Origin of the sequence: Achromobacter sp., assembly GCF_049647645.1 — a bacterium.
Taxonomy (GTDB): domain Bacteria; phylum Pseudomonadota; class Gammaproteobacteria; order Burkholderiales; family Burkholderiaceae_B; genus Achromobacter.
Genome location: NZ_JBARYB010000001.1, coordinates 1 through 20,125 on the forward strand (window position 1 = coordinate 1; position 20,125 = coordinate 20,125).

Genomic DNA, 20,125 nt, shown 5'->3' on the forward strand with positions numbered 1-20,125 from the left:
GCCACCGCGGTGTGCTGCCGGCCGCCTGGCGGCTGGACCGCGCCGAAGAGGCGCGCCTGCTGGCCGAAGCCGCGCGCCAGGTCGAACGCGTGGGCCTGGGCAAGCATCTGCACGACGAGGCAGGCTCCCTGGCCCTGGGACAGCAGCGCATCCTGGAGATTGCCCGCGCGCTGGCGTCCGATCCCTGCATCCTGTTGCTGGACGAACCCGCGGCGGGCCTGCGCTATCAAGAAAAATGCGAACTGGCCGAACTGCTGAAGAAGCTGCGCGCCGAGGGCATGGCCATCCTGCTGGTGGAGCACGACATGGACTTCGTGATGGGGCTGGTGGACCGCGTGGTGGTCATGGACTTCGGCGAAAAGATCGCCGAAGGCCTGCCCGCCGAGATCCAGAACAACCCCGCGGTGCTTGAAGCCTATCTGGGCGGAGTGGAATGATGAGCGCGAAATTGCTGGAAGTGCGCGACCTGCGCGTGGCCTATGACAAGATCGAAGCCATTTCGGGCGTCAGCCTGGCAGTGGGCGAAGGCGAGATCGTGACCGTGATCGGCCCCAATGGCGCCGGCAAGACCACCCTGCTGTCGGCCATCATGGGCGTGCTGCCGTCCAGCGGCCAGATCGTCTTCGGCGGCAAGCAGCAGGAGCATGCCGAGATCGAGGAAATGGTGGCGGCCGGCATGAACCTGGTGCCCGAAAAGCGCGAGCTGTTCGCCGAGATGACGGTGGAAGACAACCTGCTGCTGGGCGCGTTCCATCGGTTCCGCAACGGCTTGCGCGACCAGGACCAGACGCTGGCCGAGGTCTATGAGCTGTTTCCCCGCCTGAAGGAACGCCGCGCCCAGCTGTCCGGCACGCTGTCCGGCGGCGAACGCCAGATGCTGGCGGTGGGTCGCGCGCTGATGGCCAAGCCGCGGCTGCTGATGCTGGACGAACCCAGCCTGGGCCTGGCGCCGCGCATCGTGCGGGAAGTGTTCCGCATCGTCGCGCGCCTGCGGGAAATGGGCGTATCCATCCTACTGATCGAGCAGAACGCCCGCGCCGCGCTGCAGGTGGCCGATTACGCCTACGTGCTGGAAACCGGCGCCGTCACGCTGGAAGGCCCGGCCGCCCAGGTGGCGGAGGATCCGCGCGTGGTCGAGGTGTATCTGGGGCTGGGGCATGGGGCCCCTGCCGCGGCGCCGGCCTGAAGCGCCGGCCGCCGGGGGCCTGCCTGCGCGGCGGCCCCTAGGCGACCCCGCGGCGCCTGTCGCGGCGGTACAGGGCATAGCCCAGCGGCCACATGGCCGCCACCATGAACTTCGCCACCGGATTGGTCAGCTTGTAGGCCTGCACCGCCGTCGGCACGCCCGAATGCTTCAGGTGCAGGCGAAAGCGGGTATAGCGCGCCGCGGCCATGATGAACTCGCGCGGCCGGTAGCGGAAGAATTCCAGGTGATGCTGCAGCATGTCCCAGGCCAGCAAGTACAGGCCCTGGGCGTTGTTGCCCACGGACACCGCCCCCCGGCTCAGGCCGCCAGGCGTGTCATGGTAGGTACGCACCACGCGATTGATGAAGCGGCTGAGATAGCCCGCGCGCGCGATCGCCCACCACACCAGGCTTTCGGGCACGAAGCCGGCGACATCCTCGGGAAAGGGATACTTCCTGAGGATGTCGGTGCGCATACAGCCGAACTTCTCACCCTTGATGCGATAGCGGAAATAGACGTCCACGGCCGTGCTGTCGAACACGTCCTGCGGATAGCGGTCGCCGACGATACTGCCGTCCGGACGTGCACACAGGCCCGTCACGGCGACATAGGATTCGCGCCGCGCCGGCGGAATGCTGTCCCAGGCTTCCTTGAACGTGGCCAGGGCGTCGGGCGGCATTTCGTCGTCGCTGTCCAGGCCGACGATGAGTTCGCCGCGCGCTTCGCGCACGCCCCGGTTGAAGGCGGTTTTCTTGTGGCGGTTGTTCTGCCAGAAATAGCGGATCGGAAAATCGGCGCGCGCCTGCCATTCCAGGATGGATTCGTGGGTGTTGTCGGTGGAACCATCGTCCACCACGACCCATTCGAAATCCCGGAAAGTCTGCCGGGAAAGCGACTCATAGACCCGGTGCAGCGTGCCCGCCCGGTTGTAGGTGGGCGTCAAAACAGTGAAGAAAGTTGGTGTATCGGTCATGCCCACTGAGCCCCTTTGCGATGCGTGGTGCAAGCGCTGCGGTCTTGGTTTTGGTGTTTTCGCCTGAAGTTTAGGGGATATGCCCGCACGAACTTGTCCCGTGCCGCGCAAATTTGCAATCAAATCTGACAAAAGCCGCGCTTTACAGGGCTCGGAGAGCCCGCGCCGATCTTGGGACGTCCAACGTAGTGGCGGTACACTCGGGCGGCCAAAACCGGAATGCCTATGGAAGCCTCGACCGTCCAGCTCAATGACATCGCCTTGTTCGTCGAGGTCGCCAAGCGTAAAAGCTTCAGCCTGGCGGCGCGCGCGCTGGACATGCCGACCTCGACTTTGTCGCGTCGGATCAACGAGTTGGAACGCGCCATCGGCTTGCGCCTGATCAACCGCAACACCCGCCGCCTGGATCTCACGGAGGCTGGCGCGGCCTATATGCGGCGCTGCCAGGGCCTGATCGACGAAGCCCGCCTGGCGCACGAGCAACTGCAATCGCTGTCGGGCGGTCCGTCCGGCAACCTGCGGGTATCCATGCCGTACAGCCTGGCGATGTGGCTGTTGCCTGAAACCATCAACGACTTCACCGACCGCTACCCGGAAGTGGAGTGCGAGTTCGACCTGAGCATGATGACGGCGTCCGACGCGCAAGGCACGCCGTTCGACGTGGTGCTGCGTTTCGGCAACGATGCCCATCATCCGCGGACGTCAGCGGACACGGGCTACGACAACGGCAATGGCAACAGCACTGTGCACAGCGGCGCCGTGGTGCAGGAGCTGGTTTCCCTGGACAGCTACCTGTACGCCTCCGACCGCTACCTTGCGCGCCACGGCGAACCCAAGGTCCCCGCCGATCTCGCCCAGCACCAGTGCCTGCGCACCGCCATCGATGCCGCGCATTCGCACTGGACGCTGCACCGCGGCGCGGTCAGCGAACGCGTGGCGGTCAGCGGCCACCTCGCGGCCAACAATATGAGCATCGCCGGCACGCTGGCGGGCCTGGACCTGGCCATTACCCGCATGCCGCACTGCCATGCGCTCGCCCCCATCATCAAACGCAATTCGCTCAAGCGCGTGCTGCCGGGTTGGAAGGTGGATCCGATTTCGATCTACGTGGTGTATCCGTCCAGCATCCAGCCGGCCAAAACCCGGGCTTTCATGGATTTCATCCTGCCCAAGCTGGGCCCGCCCCAGGACCACGAGTAGACATGGCCCCGCCCAGATTTTGGGCCGACGAAAAAAAACCCGCGCGGCGCACCGGCGGGTTTTTTTTATCGGACCGGGGCAAGCCCCGGCCTGACGCATCGATTAGACGCGCTTGATCTTTTCCAGCATCTTGAAAACACCCTTGGGCGACTTGACGAACAAGCGCTTGAAAGCCTTGCCCAGGCAACGACGTTCCAGGGTGTTGCGACGCACGCGTTTGCGTTCAGCCATGTTGATTCTCCTGTTGAATTTGCGGTAGTGAAGCCCGCACAACCGGATACTGGGCTGGCGGAAAATTCGGGTAACTTGGCATTTTAGCCTGAAATGCACGGGACGCGCCAACGACGCAAAAATGCGGCGTTTCCGCCACGCTCCTGTGATGAGCCATTAAATTAGGGGCGGATTGCCTCCCCCCGCCCTGGGCAAGCACCCGCGCCTGCCCGGGATCCATCCTGCAATCAGCCGGAAATGCTCTTCAGCCGTTCCAATACCTGTTCCTTGCGCGGCAGCGGATCAACCGCGCCATAGCCCAGGGTGGACAGGGCCGCCGCCGCGTTGGCGTAGCGCACCGCGTCCTCCCAGGAATCTCCCTGGCAGCGGCGCGCCAGCAGGCTGCCCGCAAAGCAGTCGCCCGCCCCGGTCGCATCCACCGCGTCCACGCGCAAGGCGGCCACCGGAATGCGCTGGCGGCCGTCGTCGATGATGGAGCCATCCTTGCCCAGCTTCAGCACCACCACGCCGCTCGCGCCGGCGTCGCGGATCCAGTCCAGCGTGCGCTCCGGGTCGTCGTTGCCGGTCAGGTGCTGCATGTCGTCCATGCTGGGCAGGAACAGGTCGGCCGCGCGCATGGTTTCGCGCAGCACGGCGCGGGCGCGGTCCACCGGCCACAAACGCAGCCGCAAGTTCGAATCCAGGCTGACCTGGGCGCCGGCCGCGTGCGCGCGCTCGATGGCGGCGAAGACGGTATCGCAGGCGCTGGTGCTGATCGCCAGGCTGATGCCCGACACGTGCAGGTAGCGGGCGCGTTCGATCAGGCCCGAGTCCAGGCTGGCCGGCGTCATCAGGCTGGCGGCGGAACCGCGGCGCAAATAGCTGAAGGCGTGGCCGTCCGGGCCGTGCTGCACGAAGTACAGGCCGGTGTGCGCCTGCTCATCCACCTGCACGCCCGAGGTGTCCACGCCTTCGGCCTGCCACAGGTCCAGGAACTGCTGGCCGAAGGCGTCGTTGCCGACGCGGGTCAGATAGGCGCAGCTTGCGCCCTGCCGCGCAGCCGCAATGACGGCGTTGGAAGTATCGCCGCCGAAGCCTTGCAGGTACTGGCGCTGGTCCTGGTGCGTCTGGTTCAGTTCGACCAGCGGCTCGCCCAGCGCGACGATGTCGAAATCAGCCATGGGCGGCCTCCCGGGTGCGCTTGATCTGCGCCACCAGCGCGGCGGTGTCGCGGGCGGCGAAGGCCGCCTTGTCATAGAGGTTGCTGCCTATGCCCACGATGGCGGCGCCGGCGGCGAAGTACGTGCCCATATTGTCCTGGGTGACGCCGCCCGTGGGGCAGAAGATGGTGTCCGGGTAGACGGACTTGAGCGCCGCCAGGTGCTTGGGGCCGCCCGTGTCCGCCGGGAATATCTTCACCACGTCCACGCCCGCGCGGCGCGCCGCCAGCACTTCGGTGGGCGTGAAGGCGCCCAGCAGGCACAGCGCGTCGGCTGCGTGCGCCAGGTCGACAATGTCGGTGGCCAGCGCCGGCGACACCAGGAAGTCCGCGCCCGCGACCAGGGCCTCGCGCGCCTGGTGTTGGTCCAGCACGGTGCCTACGCCCAGCAGCAGGGCGCTGCCGTGCTTGTCGCGCAGCGCGCGCAGCAGGTCGGTGACGCCGGGGATGGTCCAGGTCAGCTCCAGGGTGGTGCAGCCGGCAGCCACGGCGACTTCGGCTGCGTAGGCGGCGGTGGCGGCGTCCGTGTAGCGCAACACGGGAACGACGCGGGCGGCCAAGAGGGCGGCGAGCTTGGAGGCGCGGGGAGCGGCGGATGCGGTCATGGAGTTCCTTGGTGGCAGACGGTCAGGCGCCGCCGGACGATGGCGGCAGAACGGCGAGTTTGGCCGCGGCGGCGTCGCGCAGCCGCAGCAAGGGTTCGATATAGGCGGCTTGCGGGTTTTCGCGCCGCCGGAACAGCAGGGTGCTGACGCTGACGCCGGCGACGGGCCGCCCGGCCGCATCGCACAGGGCCACGCCGTAGCAGACGATGCCAGGCTCGTTTTCCTCGTCGTCGGTGGCGTAGCCGCGGGCGGCGGCCACATCCAGCACGGCGCGGAGTTCCGGCAGGCCGGTCACGGTGCCAGGCATGCGGGCGGTCAGCGGCAACTCGCGCAGCAGGCGCTCGCGCGCAGTCTGATCCAGCGCCGCCAGGTAGGCCTTGCCGACCGCGCTGGAATGCAGCGCCACGGAAGCGCCGACGCGCGAAGCCATCCGCACCGGCCCGGGACTTTCCAGCTTGTCGATATAGGTCATCTCGTGCCCGGCGGGCACCGCCAGATGCACGGTTTCGCCGGTTTCGTCGCGCAGCGCCTGCAGGTCGGGCGCCAGCGCCGCGCGCAGGTCGAATTGCGACCAGGCCCGGCTGGCCAGCGACATCAGCCTGGGTCCCAGGCGGTAGACGCCGCCCGCTTCGACCACCATGCCCTGCTCGGCCAATGCGGCGACGATGCGGTAAACCGTGGGCCGCGGATAACCGCAGCTGCGCGCCAGCGACGCGGCCGTGGGCGGCTGGGGCGCATCCGCCACGGCCTGCAGCACCGTCATGAACTTGGCGAACGCCGCGGCGCCCGGGACCTTGGTTTCCAGCAAGTATGTCTCCAACTAAGGGCGACAAGCCTTTAGCAATGAATCAGCAGAATGTGCAAGCCGAACAGCGCGAATGTCAGACGAATCTGCGATACTGTTTATTTGTACAGCTAGTAAGCCGCACGATTGTCCATATTATGGACAGGCGACTCACAATATAGTCAATTATTCCATATCGCCGCGCTCGGAACCAGCGATGGGTTGTCGCTCGGGCAGGCCTCTCCCCTCAGGCTACGATACCGTCCATGAGCTCCCAAATTCGCATCGTTGGCGCCCGCCAGAACAATCTCAAGAACCTGGACCTGACCATCGCCACCGGCGAACTGGTCGTCGTAACCGGCGTGTCGGGGTCCGGCAAAAGTTCGCTGGCCTTTGACACCTTGTACGCCGAGGGCCAGCGGCGTTATGTGGAAACCTTCTCGCCCTATGCGCGCCAGTTCCTGGACCGCATGGACAAGCCGCAGGTGGACCGCATCGAGGGCATCCTGCCCGCCATCGCCATCGACCAGACCAATCCGGTGCGCAGCTCGCGCAGCACGGTCGGCACGATGACGGAACTGAACGACCACCTGAAGCTGCTGTTCGCGCGCGGCGCCAAGTTGTATTGCCGCGGCTGCGGCAAGGTGGTGCGGCGCGACACGCCGGACTCCGTCTATCACTCGCTGGCCGAACGCGCCGCCGCTGCCGGCGACCCGCGGCTGGTGGTGACCTTCCCCATCGCCGTTCCCGCCAATTTCACCGAAGAAGAAGTACGCGGCTTCCTGGAGCAGCAGGGCTACACCCGCGTGCACGCCGAGGAAACCGCCGCGCCGCGCGCGGCCGCCCCGGCCAAGGGCGTCAAGAAGGCCAAGGCCGCGAAGAGCAGCACCGAATCGCGCCGCATCCTGCACGTGATCCAGGACCGCTTCCGCTTCGCCGGCACCGAGCGCGAACGCATCATGGAAGCGCTGGACACCGCGCTGCGCATGGGCGCCGGCCACCTGGCCGTGTACGTCATGGACGCCGAAGGCGGCAATGCCCACATCTGGAAGTACAGCGATCGCCTGCATTGCGCCGATTGCGACATCGAATACACCGATCCCCTGCCCAGCAGCTTCTCGTTCAACTCGCCCTTGGGCGCGTGCGAAGCCTGCCGCGGCTTCGGCCGCGTGATCGGCATCGATTTCGGCCTGGTCATCCCGGACGAAAACAAGACCCTGCTGGAAGGCGCCATCAAGCCCTGGACCACCCCGTCCTACAAGGAATGCCAGGACGAACTGCAGAAATACGCGCCCAAGGCCGGCGTCCCGCTAGGCGTGCCCTGGAAGAGCATGAGCGAGGAACATAAGCGCTGGGTGCTCTACGGCACGCCCGACTGGAAGGGCGGCAACGACGCCTGGAAGCACCAGTGGTACGGCGTGCAGCGCTTCTTCGACTGGCTCGAAACCAAGGCCTACAAGATGCACGTGCGCGTGCTGCTGTCGAAGTACCGCAGCTACACGCCCTGCCCCACCTGCAACGGCGCGCGCCTGAAGCCCGACGCGCTGCTCTGGCGCCTGGGCACCCGGGAGGAAGCCGACACCGTGCTGCCGCCCGCGGACGGCCGCTACAAGCGCTTCATGCCCGTGAGCGCCAACTGGAGCCGCGAGCAGCTCGAAGGCCTGGGCGGCCTGTCGATCCATGACGTGATGCTGCTGCCCATCGAACGCGTGCGGATCTTCTTCGACACGCTGTCGTTCTCGGGCGCGCTGGATGCCGCCACCGACCTGCTCATGACCGAAGTGCGTGCGCGGCTCAAGTTCCTGTGCGACGTGGGCCTGGGCTATCTGACGCTGGACCGCCAGAGCCGCACGCTGTCGGGCGGCGAGGTGCAGCGCATCAACCTGACCACGGCGCTGGGCACCTCGCTGGTGAACACCTTGTTCGTGCTGGACGAGCCGTCCATCGGCCTGCACCCGCGCGACATGCACCGCGTCGTCGAAGTCATGCACCGTCTGCGCAACGCCGGCAACACGCTGGTGGTGGTGGAGCACGACCCGCAGGTCATGGTGGCCGCGGACCGCATCATCGACATCGGCCCAGGCCCCGGCGAACGCGGCGGCCAGATCGTCTTCGATGGCACGCCGGCGCAACTGCGCGCGGCGCGCACGCTGACGGGCGACTACCTGGGTGGCCGCCAGCGCGTGGAAGCGCCACGCCCCATGCCGGTGGCGGCCAACACGCCGCGCCTGCTGCTGGAAGGCGTCAGCGCGCACAACCTGAAGAACGTCTCGGTCGAACTGCCGCTGGGCCGCCTGGTCTGCGTGACCGGCGTGTCCGGCTCGGGCAAGTCCACGCTGGTGCAGGACGTGCTGTACCCCGCCCTGCTCAAGCAGAAGGGCAAGCCGTCTGAATCGCCCGGCGCCTTCGACCGCCTGCTGGGCGCGGAACAGATCGCAGACGTGGTCATGGTGGACCAGACCCCCATCGGCAAGACCGCCCGTTCCAACCCGGCCAGCTACGTGGGCGCGTTCGACGCGATCCGCAAGCTGTTCGCCCAGGCCCCGCTGGCGCGCGAGCGCGCGTACACGGCGGGCACCTTCAGCTTCAACGGCGGCGACGGCCGCTGCCCCACTTGCGGCGGCACCGGCTTCGAGCACGTGGAAATGCAGTTCCTGTCCGACGTCTACCTGCGCTGCCCGGACTGCGACGGCAAGCGCTTCCGCCCCGAAGTGCTGGAAGTGCGCGTCGAACACCTGGGCAAGAGCGCGTCCATCGACGAAGTACTGGAGATGACCGTCAGCGAGGCGCTGGACTTCTTCAAGGGCCTGCGCGACGTACAGACCGGTCTCGCGCCGCTGGCCGACGTGGGCCTGGAATACGTGCGGCTGGGCCAGCCCGTGCCCACCCTGTCGGGCGGCGAGGCGCAGCGCCTGAAGCTGGCCGGCCACCTGGCCGAAGCGGCGCGCAGCGGCATCTCCACCGCCAAGGTCGCCAAGAAGGGCAGCCTGTTCCTGTTCGACGAACCCACCACCGGCCTGCACTTCGACGACGTGGCGCGGCTGATGCGCGCGTTCCGCAAGCTGCTGGCCGCCGGCCACACGCTGCTGGTCATCGAGCACAACCTGGACGTGATCCGCGCGGCCGACTGGCTGATCGACCTGGGCCCGGAAGGCGGCGACGCCGGCGGCCTGGTCCTCGGCACCGGCACGCCGCAGGACCTGATGGACAACCCCAAGTCGCACACCGGCGCGGCGCTGCGCGACTATGAAGTCAGCATCCTGCCGGTCGACGTGGTCGTGAGCAGCGATGCCGACGCGCAAGAGGTCGAACAGGCCGGCCTGACGGCCCGCATCGCCGAGCCAGGCGAAGCCTATGGCGCGGACGCGGGCAGGCCGCTGCAATCCCTCGTGCGCGAGCGCCGCCAGGCCAATATGGCGATCGAGATCCGCAACGCCCGCGAGCACAACCTGAAGAACGTCAGCGTGGAGATTCCGCGCGACAAGTTCACCGTCATCACCGGCGTGTCGGGCTCGGGCAAGTCCACGCTGGCCTTCGACATCCTGTTCAACGAAGGCCAGCGCCGCTATCTGGAATCGCTCAATGCCTACGCCCGCGCCATCGTGCAGCCGGCGGGCAAGCCGGACGTGGATGCCATCTTCGGCATCCCGCCCACGGTCGCCATCGAGCAGCGCACCAGCCGCGGCGGACGCAAGTCCACCGTGGCCACGATGACGGAAATCCATCACTTCCTGCGACTCCTGTACGTCAAGCTGGGCACGCAGTACTGCCCGGACTGCAACGTCGCGGTGGAGCCTCAGAACACGGACCAAATCGTGGCGCGGTTGCTGCGCGAGCACCGGGGCGAGCACATCGGCCTGCTGGCGCCGCTGGTCACGGCCCGCAAGGGCTATTACACGGACCTGGCCAAGTGGGCTGGCTCCAAGGGCCACACGCACTTGCGCGTGGACGGCGAATTCATCCCCGTCGCGCCCTGGCCGCGCCTGGATCGCTACAAGGAACACACCATCGAGCTGCCCGTCGCGGACGTGGTGGTGGACCCGGCCAACGAAGCCGAGCTGCGCGCCGCGGTCAAGAGCGCGCTGGAAAACGGCCAGGGCGTCATGTCCGTGGTCTGGCCGGTGAACAAGCTGCACGAGGCGCTGGACAGCGACCTGCAGCAGCAGCACTTCTCGGTCAAGCGCGCCTGCCCGTCCTGCGGCACCAGCTTCCCCGAGCCGGATCCGCGCCTGTTCTCGTACAACTCCAAGCATGGCTGGTGCACCGGCTGCTTCGGCACCGGCCTGCAACTGCAGGGCTTCGACGAAGAGCAGACCGGCGAGGAAACCGCCTGGAACGCCTGGTACGAAGGCGAGGCCAAAGCCTGCACGCAATGCGACGGAGAGCGCCTGAACCGGGTGGCCCGCGCCGTGCGCTGGCGCGACAAGTCCATTGCGGAACTCGCATCGCTGCCGGTGTCGGACGCCCATACCTTCTTCACCGGCCTGGTGGCGCGCGGCCGCGAAGGCGAGATCGCCCGCGACATCCTCACGGAAATCCGCGGACGCCTCAACTTCATGCAGGAGGTCGGGCTGAACTACCTGGCGCTGGACCGGGCCGCGCCCACGCTGTCCGGCGGCGAAGCGCAGCGCATCCGCCTGGCCGCCCAGCTGGGCTCCAACCTGCAGGGCGTCTGCTACGTGCTGGACGAACCCACCATCGGCCTGCACCCGCGCGACAACCGCATCCTGCTGGACGCGCTGGCGCGCCTGGAAGGCAACGGCAACACCCTGGTGGTGGTGGAGCATGACGACGACACCATCCGCCGCGCCTCGCACATCATCGACATCGGCCCGGGCGCGGGCATCCGCGGCGGCCGCGTGGTGGCCCAGGGCAGCGCCCAGGACCTGATCGACGCGCCCGAATCCGTCACTGGCCGCTATCTGGCCAAGCCCTTGCAGCATCCGCTGCAAGGCCGCCGGCCGGTCGAGGCCGACACGCCCATGATCGAGATCAAGGGCGCCCGCCTGCACAACCTGCGCAGCGTGGACGCAAAGTTCCCGGTGGGCCGCCTGAGCGTGGTGACCGGCGTGTCGGGCTCGGGCAAGTCCACGCTGGCGCGCGAAGTGCTGCTGGACAACCTGATGCAGGCCGTCTCGCAAGGCAAATCGCCGGGCTGGGCGGGCTGCGAAAGCATCAAGGGCTGGGAAGCCATCGACCGCGTGCTGGAAGTGGACCAGACGCCCATCGGCAAGACGCCGCGCTCCTGCCCGGCCACCTACGTGGGCTTCTGGGACGACGTGCGCAAGCAGTTCGCCGATACCCGCGAAGCGCGCATGCGCGGCTGGACCGCGGCGCGTTTCTCGTTCAACACCGGCGACGGCCGCTGCCCGATCTGCGAAGGCCAGGGCATGCGCACCATCGAGATGAACTTCCTGCCGGACGTGAAGGTGCCTTGCGACGCCTGCAACGGCGCGCGCTTCAACAACGACACGCTCAGCACGCAGATGCGCGGCAAGAACGCCGGCGAACTGCTGTCCATGGAAGTGGACGACGCCATCGGCTACTTCGCGGCGCACCCCAAGATCCACCGCCCGCTGCAGCTGATGCAGGACGTGGGCCTGGGCTACCTGACGCTCGGGCAGCCCTCTCCCACCCTGTCGGGCGGCGAAGCGCAGCGCATCAAGCTGGTGACCGAACTGTCCAAGGCCCGCCTGACCGACGGCCTGATCAAGACCGGCCGCGCCTCGCGCATCCCGCACACGCTGTACGTGCTGGACGAGCCCACCGTCGGCCTGTCGATGGCCGACGTGGAAAAGCTGATCCACGTGCTGCACCGGCTGGTGGAAGCCGGCAATACGGTGGTGGTGATCGAGCACAACCTGGACGTGATCGCCGAAGCCGACTGGCTGCTGGACCTGGGCCCCGAAGGCGGCACGGGCGGCGGCAAGCTGGTGGGCGAAGGCTCGCCCGAACACGTCATGACCTTGAGCGACCATTCCCATACGGGCCGGGTCCTGAAGGAATTCCTGGCACATCAACAGCAGTAAGAAGCATGCAATGTCGTTTTGAAGACCGACTGGCCGGCCGCGCGCTGCGGTTCGAGGGCTTTTGCTCGCGGATCGAGGCGCGCTGCGCCGCCGAGGTCGCCCCCGCCCTGGCCGCCATCGAGGCGCAGCGGCGGCAGGGGCGCTGGATCGCCCTGTTGCTGGATTACGAACTGGGCGAATGGCTGTTGCCCGAGGCCGCCAGGGCGCCGCCCGCCGGCCCCTGGACGCCGCCGCGCGATGACGGCAAACCACGCCTGACGGCGCTGGTTTTCGAACACAAGCAGGACGAAGCGCCCTGGGACGCGCCGGACGCCGGCAGCGCGCCCGCCGCCATCAGCCTGCCCGCGCCGCGCATGACCGAAGCGGAGTACGTGCGCCAGATCGACGCCATCCGCGGCCTGATCGGCGACGGCGAGCTCTACCAGGTCAATTACACCCAGCCGCTGGATTTGCAGCTACTGGGCGACCCGGCCACGCTGTACCGGCGCATCGCCGCCCGCAATCCGGTGGCGCACGGCGCCTACATCCAGGACGGCGAACGCACGGTGCTGTCGTTTTCACCGGAACTGTTCGTGCGCCGCGACGGCCCGCGCCTGACCACGCGGCCGATGAAAGGCACGGCCCCGCGCCACGCCGATCCGGCCGAGGACGAACGGCTGGGCCAGGCGCTGCAGGCCAGCGAAAAGAACCGCGCCGAAAACCTGATGATCGTGGACCTGCTGCGCAACGACCTGGGCCGGTTGGCCGAGCCGGGCTCGGTGCGGGTCGACGCGCTGTTCTCGCTGGAGCGCTATCCCACCGTCTGGACCATGACGTCCACGGTATCGGCGCAAGCGCCGCAAGCGTCGCTGGAAGAGGTGCTGCGCGCGCTGTTCCCCTGCGGCTCCATCACCGGCGCTCCCAAGGTCGCGGCCATGCGCCGCATCCGCCAGCTGGAAGCGGCGCCGCGCGGCCTGTATTGCGGCAGCATCGGCTGGCTGGCGCCCAATGGCGACTTCTCGCTGAACGTCGCGATCCGCACCCTGGTGCTGGACCAGGCCGGACATGGCGTCTACAGCGTGGGCGGGGGCATCGTGCACGATTCAGACCCGGCCGAGGAATGGCAGGAATGCCACTGGAAGGCCCGGATCCTGCGGGCCTGATGCCGCTAGCCCTGCGCCCGCGACAACCGCGCGGGCATCGGTAGTAGGATAGAGCGCGGCGGCAGCGCATCTACACACCAGGAGACTCCCATGCAACCCGAACTGATCGAGACCATCCTGGTCGATGCCGAACGACGCGTGCCGCTGCTGGCGCGCCACCTCAAGCGCCTGGAAACCTCCTGCAAGGCCCTGGGCTATGGCTGGGGCGGCCGGGCCGTCGAAGCCGACATCATGATCACCGCGCTGGGCCTGTCCACCCCTGGCCCGCACCGGCTGCGCCTGCTGGTGGCGCGCGACGGTAGCCGCAACATCCAGACCGCGCCGCTGCCGCCCCTGCCCGCCTTGCAGGAAGCCATGCTGGCGCCCGAAGCGCTGCGCTCTTCCGAGCCGCTGCTGCGCTACAAGACCACCTACCGCCCCTGGTACACCAAGACCATCGAATGGCTGCCCTCGCATCCGCACATCTTCGATCTGCTCTACCTGAACGAACGCGGCGAACTCTGTGAAGGCAGCCGCAGCAACGTCTATCTGCGCCTGGACGGCGACTGGTACACGCCGCCCGTGGACAGCGGCTGCCTGCCGGGCGTGCAGCGTGCCGAACTGCTCGAAACGGGCAACGTGGAAGAGCGCGTCCTGACCCTGGCCGACCTGCATGCCGCCGACGAGATTCGCCTGTCCAACGCGCTGCGCGGCTGGCTTCCCGTAACGCTGCGCGAGGCCTAATCCGCGAACTCGTCCACCACCACCTGCCGCAGCCACTGGTTGGCCGGTTCGCGGTGGTTGCGGGCGTGCCAGAACACATTGATGACCGACTCCGGGATCTTCACCGGACAGGGCGCCGTCGCCAGGCCGAACGGGCCGCAGGCGCAGTCGGCGAAACGCTGCGGCACCACGGCGATCATGTCGGTGGCGGCCAGCACCGGCCCCACCGCGATGAAGTGCGGCACCGTCAGGCGCAGGCGGCGGCGGATGCCGGCCTGCCCTATCACCTGGTCCACCACGCCGTGGCCCGTGCCTTCCGACGCGATGGCCACGTGCTCGGCCGCGCGGAACTGCCGGGCGGAAACTCCAGTGCGCGCCAAGGGATGGTCACGGCGGAAGATGCACACATAGGGCTGGCGGAACAGCAGACGCTGGAAGAAGCCGCTATTCAGATCGGGCAGGAAGCCCATGGCCAGGTCGATGCGGCCGCGCTCCATTTCGTCCTTCACATCGATCGAGGTGGTGCGCACGGTGCGCACCGTGACATTCGGCGCGGCGCGGTCCAGCGCGCGCATCAGCCGCGGCAGGAAATAGCTTTCGCCCACATCGTTCACGCCGATCACGAAGGCGCGCCCGCTGTGCGCGGGGTCGAACGCGGCGCGCGCGTTCAGGGTACTGTGCAGCGCCTCCAGCGCGGCGGCGATGGGCTGCGCCAGGTCCTGCGCATAGGGCGTGGGCACCATGCCGCGCGAAGTCCGCAGGAACAGCTCGTCGCCCAGCAGCTTGCGCAGCCGGCCCAGCGCGTTGCTGACGCCGGGTTGCGAGATGCCCAGGCTCTCGGCCACGGTGGATACCCGGCCGTGCTTCCATAGTTCATTGAAGACGACCAGCAGGTTCAGGTCCACGTCTTGCAGGTTCATCGGCTTGTCTCCACCAATATTGATTCTGGTGATTTATCTCATTGTGCAGATTCTATTTATTTATTTCACAACCTGCCCGATGATGCAACAAACGCCAGCGCCTATGCCGCGCCGGCTCTGCCGGACCGTCCCCGCGGTCCGCCGAACCAAGGAGACTAGCCATGCGTGCCTGTACGCTGCCCGCCGCCGCGCCCTGTAGCCGGAGCGGATCATGAACGCCCCCGAGCAACCGATCGAATTCGCCCCGCGCTGGCAAGGCGACGGCTCCCATCGCATCCCTTTCGGCGTCTACACGGACGCTGCCCTGCACCAGCGCGAAATGGAGCGGTTCTTCTACCGCGCGCACTGGAGCTACGTGGGCCTGGAAGCCGAGATCCCCAAGCCGGGCGACTTCAAGCGCACCGCCGTGGGCGAGCGCTCCGTCATCCTGCTGCGCGACAACGACGGCCAGGTGCGCGTGGTGGAAAACGTGTGCGCCCACCGCGGCGTGCAGTTCTGCCGTGAGCGCTCCGGCAACCGCAGCGAATTCGTCTGTCCGTACCACCAGTGGAACTACGACCTGCAGGGCAACCTGATCGGCGTGCCATTCCGCCGCGGCGTCAAGCAGGATGGCAAGGTCAATGGCGGCATGCCGCCCGACTTCAGGCCGGAAGAGCACGGCCTGACCAAGCTGGCCGTGGCCTGCCGCAATGGCGTGGTGTTCGCGTCGTTCGATCAGGACGTGGAGCCGCTGGAAGACTATCTGGGACCGGACATCCTGCATTATTTCGACCGCGTCTTTGACGGCCGCGAACTGGTGATCCACGGCTACAGCCGCCAGCGCATCCCGGGCAACTGGAAGCTGATGCAGGAGAACATCAAGGATCCCTACCACCCCGGCCTGCTGCACACCTGGTTCGTCACCTTCGGCCTGTGGCGGGCGGACAACCGCTCCGAGCTGAAGATGGACCGCCACTATCGCCACGCCGCCATGATCTCGACGCGCGGCCAGGGCGGCAAAGGCAGCGTGACCAGCGGCGTGTCCAGTTTCAAGGAACAGATGTCGCTGAACGACGACCGCTTCCTGGACATCGTGCCGGAGCCCTGGTGGAACGGCCCGACCGCCGTGCTGATGACGCTGTTCCCCAGCGTCATCATCCAGCAGCAGGTGAATTCGCTGTCCACCCGCCACATCCAGCCGGTGGGCCACGACGCCTTCGACTTCGTCTGGACCCATTTTGGCTTCGCCGAGGACACGCCCGAGATGACGCGCCGCCGCCTGCGCCAGGCCAATCTGTTCGGCCCGGCGGGCTTCGTGTCCGCGGACGACGGCGAGGTCATCGAATTCTCGCAGTCGGGCTTCGAACAAAAGCCCTGGCACCGCAGCGTGGCGGAACTGGGCGGCAAGACCGCCGAAAACACCGACCACATGGTCACGGAAACGCTGATCCGCGGCATGTACGCGTATTGGCGGCGGGTCATGGAGGCCTGACGATGCTGGACTTCGCTCTCTACTACCAACTGACCAGTCTGTACAACGACTATGCCGCCGCGCTGGACGCGGAGGAATGGGAGAAATGGCCCGACTTCTTCCTGGAAGACTGCGTCTACAAGGTGCTGCCGCGCGAGAACCACGAGCGCGGCTATCCGCTGGCGACCCTGTCCTTCGAAAGCCGCGGCATGCTGAAGGACCGCATCTACGGCGCCACCGACACCATCTTCCACGACCCCTACTACCAGCGCCACGTGGTGGGCGCGCCGCGGGTGCTGTCGGTGCAGGGCGACCGCATCGAGTCCGAGGCCAACTACGCCGTGTTCCGCACCAAGCCCAGCCAGCTGACCACGGTGTTCAACGTGGGCCGCTATCTGGACGTGGTTCAGCGCGGCCCGGACGGACTCAAGTTCGAATCGCGGCTGTGCATCTTCGACAGCGAGCTGGTGCCGAATTCGCTTATCTATCCCATCTGACCAAGGACATGACAGCTATGAGCACGCAATGGATCAAGGCCATCGCGCGGGACGAAGTGCCTGAGGAAGACGTCATCGCCGTGCAGGCCGGCGGCCGCGAGATCGCGCTGTATGGCGTGGACGGCGAGGTCTACGCCACCGCCAACCTCTGTACGCACGGCAATGCGCGGCTGTGCGATGGCTTTCTGATGGGGCATGAAATCGAATGCCCGCTGCATCAGGGGCGCTTCGACGTGCGCGATGGGCGCGCGCTCTGTTCGCCGCTGCGCGAGAACATTGCCACTTATCCGGTCAGGATCGAGGACGGCGTGGTGTTCGTGGCGTTGTAGGGCCGCTGTTCAGACGGCGAGGCGCAGCGCTTCGTTGGCCGCCGCCATGCCCATGGCGGCCGTGACGGTCACGACCGAGCCGTAGCCGGCACAGGACAGGCCTTGCGGCGCCAGGGCCGCCTGGCCCGAGGCGCCCATATCGTCCTCGCCTTCGGTGGGGCGGGTCCAGGCGTCGGGCAGGATGGCGGGCTGGTCGAACCACAGGGCATGGATGCCCATCTTCGGCACGCGCTTCAAAGCCTTGCCGTTCTGGTCGGAAGCCCGTGGAAAGCCGTGCTCGCGGCGCAGTTTGTTGCGCAGCTTGGACAGCAGCGCATCGTTGACCGCGGCGGACAGGTCGCCGGCGCGCAAGGCCAGCGGATCGGTCTTGCCGCCCGCGCCTCCGCACAGGAGCATGGGCACGCCGATTTCCCGCGCATGCAGGATCATCGCGATCTTGGCGGCGGCCTGGTCGGTGCAGTCGATGATGACGGAGTACGGGCCGGGCAGAACCTCGGCGACGTTCTCGGGCGACACGAAGTCATCCACGCGGGTCAGCCGGCATTCCGGGTTGATCGCCAGCACGCGCTCGGCCATGGCATCGACCTTGGATTGGCCTAGCGTGGCGGTGAGGGCGTGGATCTGCCGGTTGACGTTGGATTCGGCGATGTGGTCGAGGTCGATGAGGGTCAGCGCACCTACCCCGCAGCGGGCCAGGGCTTCGACGGTCCAGGAACCTACGCCGCCCAGGCCTGCTATCGCCACGTGGGCATTGCGGAGACGAGCTGGGGCTTCGGGGCCGTACAGACGGGAGAGACTGCCGAAACGGCGGTCGAGGTCGGCGGCGGGGTCCTGGGGGTGATCGGGGGTGTTCATGGGGGCGTATTTTATTGCAGACGGTGTTCTGGTTCTTTAGACGCCTGGCGGGGCGGGCTGTGTGCTTGGCGTTTTTCTCCCTGGCGAGAAGGAGAGAAAGAGCTTGCGGGGATGCCAAAAAACGGCCGCGCGGGCGGCCTTTTTTGGCATATGGGTATCGTTAGTTGTGCGGATGACGCTGCGCGCTGATGCGGCGCGCATTCATATGCAGCTCGTCGGCCAACAACGCTTCCTGTTCGCGCACAGATCATCAGAAGCGCGCAGCGCCATCACCAACCGCAAGACAGCGCGTAAGCCCCAAGAGGCCGCCCGGGCGGCCGGCCTGGGGCGGGCAACGCAAGACCTTCGCCCACCCCCACCGTCGGCGAGAACCCTACGAAAACCAGCTTCCCCGGCGGACGCCAAGTTTCAAAAACGGAGCCTGGCGCGTCGGGAGCCTGCGATGCGCGGGGCGTCGATAAGCCCGACGGAATCCGAAGGCAGCCGCCGCAGGCGGCAACGAGGATGAGGCAGGGGAAGTCCGGAGCGAAGGCTCCGGACCGCAATCGTTGCCCCGCGCATCGCAGGCTCCCGACGCGCCAGGCGTCTTAAGAACCAACCGCCGCCCCAGCAGCGGACTCAGCACCACCACCACCAACATCATCCCCACCCAGCGCCTGATAAACCGTCACCTGATTCACCAACCGATTCAACATATTCTCATCCCGGGAAACCTCAGCCACCCGCCGCTTCTCCTGCGCATCCAGCCAGTCCCGCAGCGGCACCGCCCCCGCCCGATAGCGCACTTCGTACAGCCGCTCGGCCTCGCGAGCCGCCTTCAACGATGCATCCAGCTGCTCGCCCTGCAAACGCAGCTGCGTGCGGTTCGACAAGGCGTTCTCGACGTCCGCCATCGCCTGGTACAGCGCCTGCCGGAAATTCACCACACGCTCTTCGTAGTCGGCCTTGGAAATCTTGATGTTGAGCTGCATCTGGTTCCATTGCAGGAACGGCAACGTCAGCGCCGCCCCCAGCGAACCGACCGGGTTCTTCAGAACATCGGACAGCGTCGGACTCGAGCTGCCCAACGCGCCGGTCAGCGTCAGCGGCGGATAGAAGCTGGCGCGGGTCGCGTCGACGGTGGACAGGGACTGGCGCAGCCGCAGTTCAGCCGCGCGCAGGTCGGGACGGCGGCCCAGCAGTTCGGCCGGCACGCCAGCGCGGGCTTGCGGCAGCGGATATTGCGGCAGCCGCGCGGGGTCGGCCATCATGCGGTCCGGCGGGCCGTCGAACAGGATGGCCAGCGCGTTCCCATACTCCACCCGCTGCTGCACCAGCAGCGCGTGGGCGGCTTCCTGGCTGGCCACGGTCTGTTCGGCCTCGGCCATTTCCAGCGCCGACGCGCCGCCCGCCGCGTACTGGGCGCGCACCAGGTCCTGCGTCTTGCGCGCATAGGCAATGCTCTCGGCGCTGCTGGCGATGCGCTGGTTGATAAAGGCGGTCTGCCAATACAGCGTGGCGGTGGTGCCCACCAGGGACAGCGCGGCGCTCTGGCGGTCCTGCTCGGTCGCCAGCGCGTCCCACTGCGACGCGTCGCGCTGGCTGGACAGCTTGCCCCACAGGTCCACTTCGTAGCTGACGGTGAGCTGCGCCGCGTTGGTACGGGAGATGGCCCGATCGCCGTACAGATTGCGGTTGCGCGTCACATCGGCGCTGCCGCCCAGTTGCGGCAACAGCTTGTCCTCGGTAATTCCAGCCTGGTATTGGGCCCGGCGCACCCGGATCGCGGCGGCGGCCAGGTCGTTGTTGCGCGCCAGAGCGGCATCAACCAGGCCGTTGAGCGTCGGATCGCTGAAGTTGCGCCACCACTCGCCGCCATCGACCAGCGGCCCGGGCTGGGCGCTGCCGGCCGACGCATGAGACCAGGCCGCGGGCGTGGAGGTCAACGGCGGCTCGTAGTCGGTGTGCAGCAGGCTGCCACAGCCGCCCAGGGCCAGTAGCAACGCCAGGACGGCCGGTTTGCAGATCAGGGAAACCGCTTTCAT

At 67.3% G+C, this 20,125-nt stretch carries 17 protein-coding genes; 9 read left to right on the forward strand and 8 right to left on the reverse strand.

Annotated elements, in window-relative coordinates; genetic code table 11:
- Both WBB14_RS00005 and WBB14_RS00010 read left to right on the forward strand, forming a co-directional pair.
- A partial coding sequence (locus WBB14_RS00005) for an ABC transporter ATP-binding protein (protein ID WP_424238007.1) occupies nucleotides 1-437 on the forward strand: 437 nt, incomplete at its 5' end.
- Nucleotides 437-1,186 carry an ABC transporter ATP-binding protein gene (locus tag WBB14_RS00010; RefSeq protein WP_424238008.1) on the forward strand — a complete coding sequence of 250 codons (750 nt, stop codon included), beginning with the start codon at nucleotides 437-439 and terminating at the stop codon, nucleotides 1,184-1,186. The genes WBB14_RS00005 and WBB14_RS00010, both read left to right, overlap by 1 nt.
- Nucleotides 1,187-1,223: 37 nt before the next feature.
- Here the strand turns inward: WBB14_RS00010 and WBB14_RS00015 are convergent, their stop codons facing one another.
- Entirely contained in the window at nucleotides 1,224-2,159 is a 936-nt protein-coding gene (locus tag WBB14_RS00015) for a glycosyltransferase family 2 protein (RefSeq protein WP_424238009.1), read from the reverse strand.
- A 225-nt stretch (nucleotides 2,160-2,384) separates the two neighbouring features.
- Between WBB14_RS00015 and WBB14_RS00020 the strand changes: the two genes are divergently transcribed.
- Nucleotides 2,385-3,359, forward strand: coding sequence for a LysR substrate-binding domain-containing protein (locus WBB14_RS00020; protein ID WP_424238010.1), 975 nt, complete (start codon nucleotides 2,385-2,387; stop codon nucleotides 3,357-3,359).
- 102 nt (nucleotides 3,360-3,461) lie between these two features.
- Here the strand turns inward: WBB14_RS00020 and WBB14_RS00025 are convergent, their stop codons facing one another.
- From WBB14_RS00025 to WBB14_RS00040, 4 genes are all read right to left on the reverse strand, one after another.
- Nucleotides 3,462-3,590 (reverse strand): hypothetical protein, encoded by a 129-nt coding sequence (locus WBB14_RS00025; protein WP_006226408.1) that lies wholly within the window; start codon nucleotides 3,588-3,590, stop codon nucleotides 3,462-3,464.
- Nucleotides 3,591-3,817: 227 nt separating this feature from the next.
- Nucleotides 3,818-4,750, reverse strand: a complete 933-nt coding sequence (locus tag WBB14_RS00030) for a sugar kinase (RefSeq protein ID WP_424238011.1) — start codon at nucleotides 4,748-4,750, stop codon at nucleotides 3,818-3,820.
- Entirely contained in the window at nucleotides 4,743-5,393 is a 651-nt protein-coding gene (locus WBB14_RS00035) for a bifunctional 4-hydroxy-2-oxoglutarate aldolase/2-dehydro-3-deoxy-phosphogluconate aldolase (protein ID WP_424238012.1), read from the reverse strand. Before WBB14_RS00035 ends, WBB14_RS00030 begins: the two co-directional genes overlap by 8 nt.
- Nucleotides 5,394-5,415: 22 nt before the next feature.
- Nucleotides 5,416-6,201, reverse strand: coding sequence for an IclR family transcriptional regulator (locus WBB14_RS00040; RefSeq protein WP_424238013.1), 786 nt, complete (start codon nucleotides 6,199-6,201; stop codon nucleotides 5,416-5,418).
- A gap of 242 nt (nucleotides 6,202-6,443) precedes the next feature.
- Here WBB14_RS00040 and uvrA point away from each other — a divergent pair, with 242 nt between their 5' ends.
- From uvrA to WBB14_RS00055, 3 genes are all read left to right on the forward strand, one after another.
- The gene (gene uvrA, locus WBB14_RS00045; protein WP_424238014.1) at nucleotides 6,444-12,206 is read left to right on the forward strand and encodes an excinuclease ABC subunit UvrA; all 5,763 of its coding nucleotides are present in this window, start codon (nucleotides 6,444-6,446) and stop codon (nucleotides 12,204-12,206) included.
- A 5-nt stretch (nucleotides 12,207-12,211) separates the two neighbouring features.
- Nucleotides 12,212-13,348, forward strand: a complete 1,137-nt coding sequence (locus WBB14_RS00050; RefSeq protein ID WP_424238015.1) for an aminodeoxychorismate synthase component I — start codon at nucleotides 12,212-12,214, stop codon at nucleotides 13,346-13,348.
- A 90-nt stretch (nucleotides 13,349-13,438) separates the two neighbouring features.
- Complete coding sequence (locus WBB14_RS00055) at nucleotides 13,439-14,071, forward strand: aminotransferase class IV family protein (RefSeq protein ID WP_424238016.1); 633 nt, start codon at nucleotides 13,439-13,441, stop codon at nucleotides 14,069-14,071.
- On the opposite strand, the gene WBB14_RS00060 is transcribed toward WBB14_RS00055, so the two are convergent.
- Nucleotides 14,068-14,970, reverse strand: coding sequence for a LysR family transcriptional regulator (locus WBB14_RS00060; RefSeq protein ID WP_424238017.1), 903 nt, complete (start codon nucleotides 14,968-14,970; stop codon nucleotides 14,068-14,070). The two genes, WBB14_RS00055 and WBB14_RS00060, sit on opposite strands and share 4 nt — an antisense overlap.
- Before the next feature lie 211 nt (nucleotides 14,971-15,181).
- On the opposite strand from WBB14_RS00060, the gene WBB14_RS00065 reads away from it, so the two are divergent.
- From WBB14_RS00065 to WBB14_RS00075, 3 genes are read left to right on the forward strand one after another with little or no spacing between them, the layout of a single operon-like run.
- Nucleotides 15,182-16,441, forward strand: coding sequence for an aromatic ring-hydroxylating dioxygenase subunit alpha (locus WBB14_RS00065; protein WP_424238018.1), 1,260 nt, complete (start codon nucleotides 15,182-15,184; stop codon nucleotides 16,439-16,441).
- 2 nt (nucleotides 16,442-16,443) lie between these two features.
- Nucleotides 16,444-16,917: an aromatic-ring-hydroxylating dioxygenase subunit beta gene (locus WBB14_RS00070; protein ID WP_424238019.1), complete on the forward strand. Its 474-nt coding sequence runs from the start codon at nucleotides 16,444-16,446 to the stop codon at nucleotides 16,915-16,917.
- A 17-nt stretch (nucleotides 16,918-16,934) separates the two neighbouring features.
- Nucleotides 16,935-17,246, forward strand: a complete 312-nt coding sequence (locus tag WBB14_RS00075; RefSeq protein ID WP_013391673.1) for a non-heme iron oxygenase ferredoxin subunit — start codon at nucleotides 16,935-16,937, stop codon at nucleotides 17,244-17,246.
- 9 nt (nucleotides 17,247-17,255) lie between these two features.
- Here WBB14_RS00075 and WBB14_RS00080 read toward each other — a convergent pair whose 3' ends face one another.
- Together WBB14_RS00080 and WBB14_RS00085 are read right to left on the reverse strand one after the other, a co-directional pair.
- Nucleotides 17,256-18,101, reverse strand: a complete 846-nt coding sequence (locus tag WBB14_RS00080; protein ID WP_424238020.1) for a tRNA threonylcarbamoyladenosine dehydratase — start codon at nucleotides 18,099-18,101, stop codon at nucleotides 17,256-17,258.
- 587 nt (nucleotides 18,102-18,688) lie between these two features.
- Nucleotides 18,689-20,125 carry an efflux transporter outer membrane subunit gene (locus tag WBB14_RS00085; protein ID WP_424238021.1) on the reverse strand — a complete coding sequence of 479 codons (1,437 nt, stop codon included), beginning with the start codon at nucleotides 20,123-20,125 and terminating at the stop codon, nucleotides 18,689-18,691.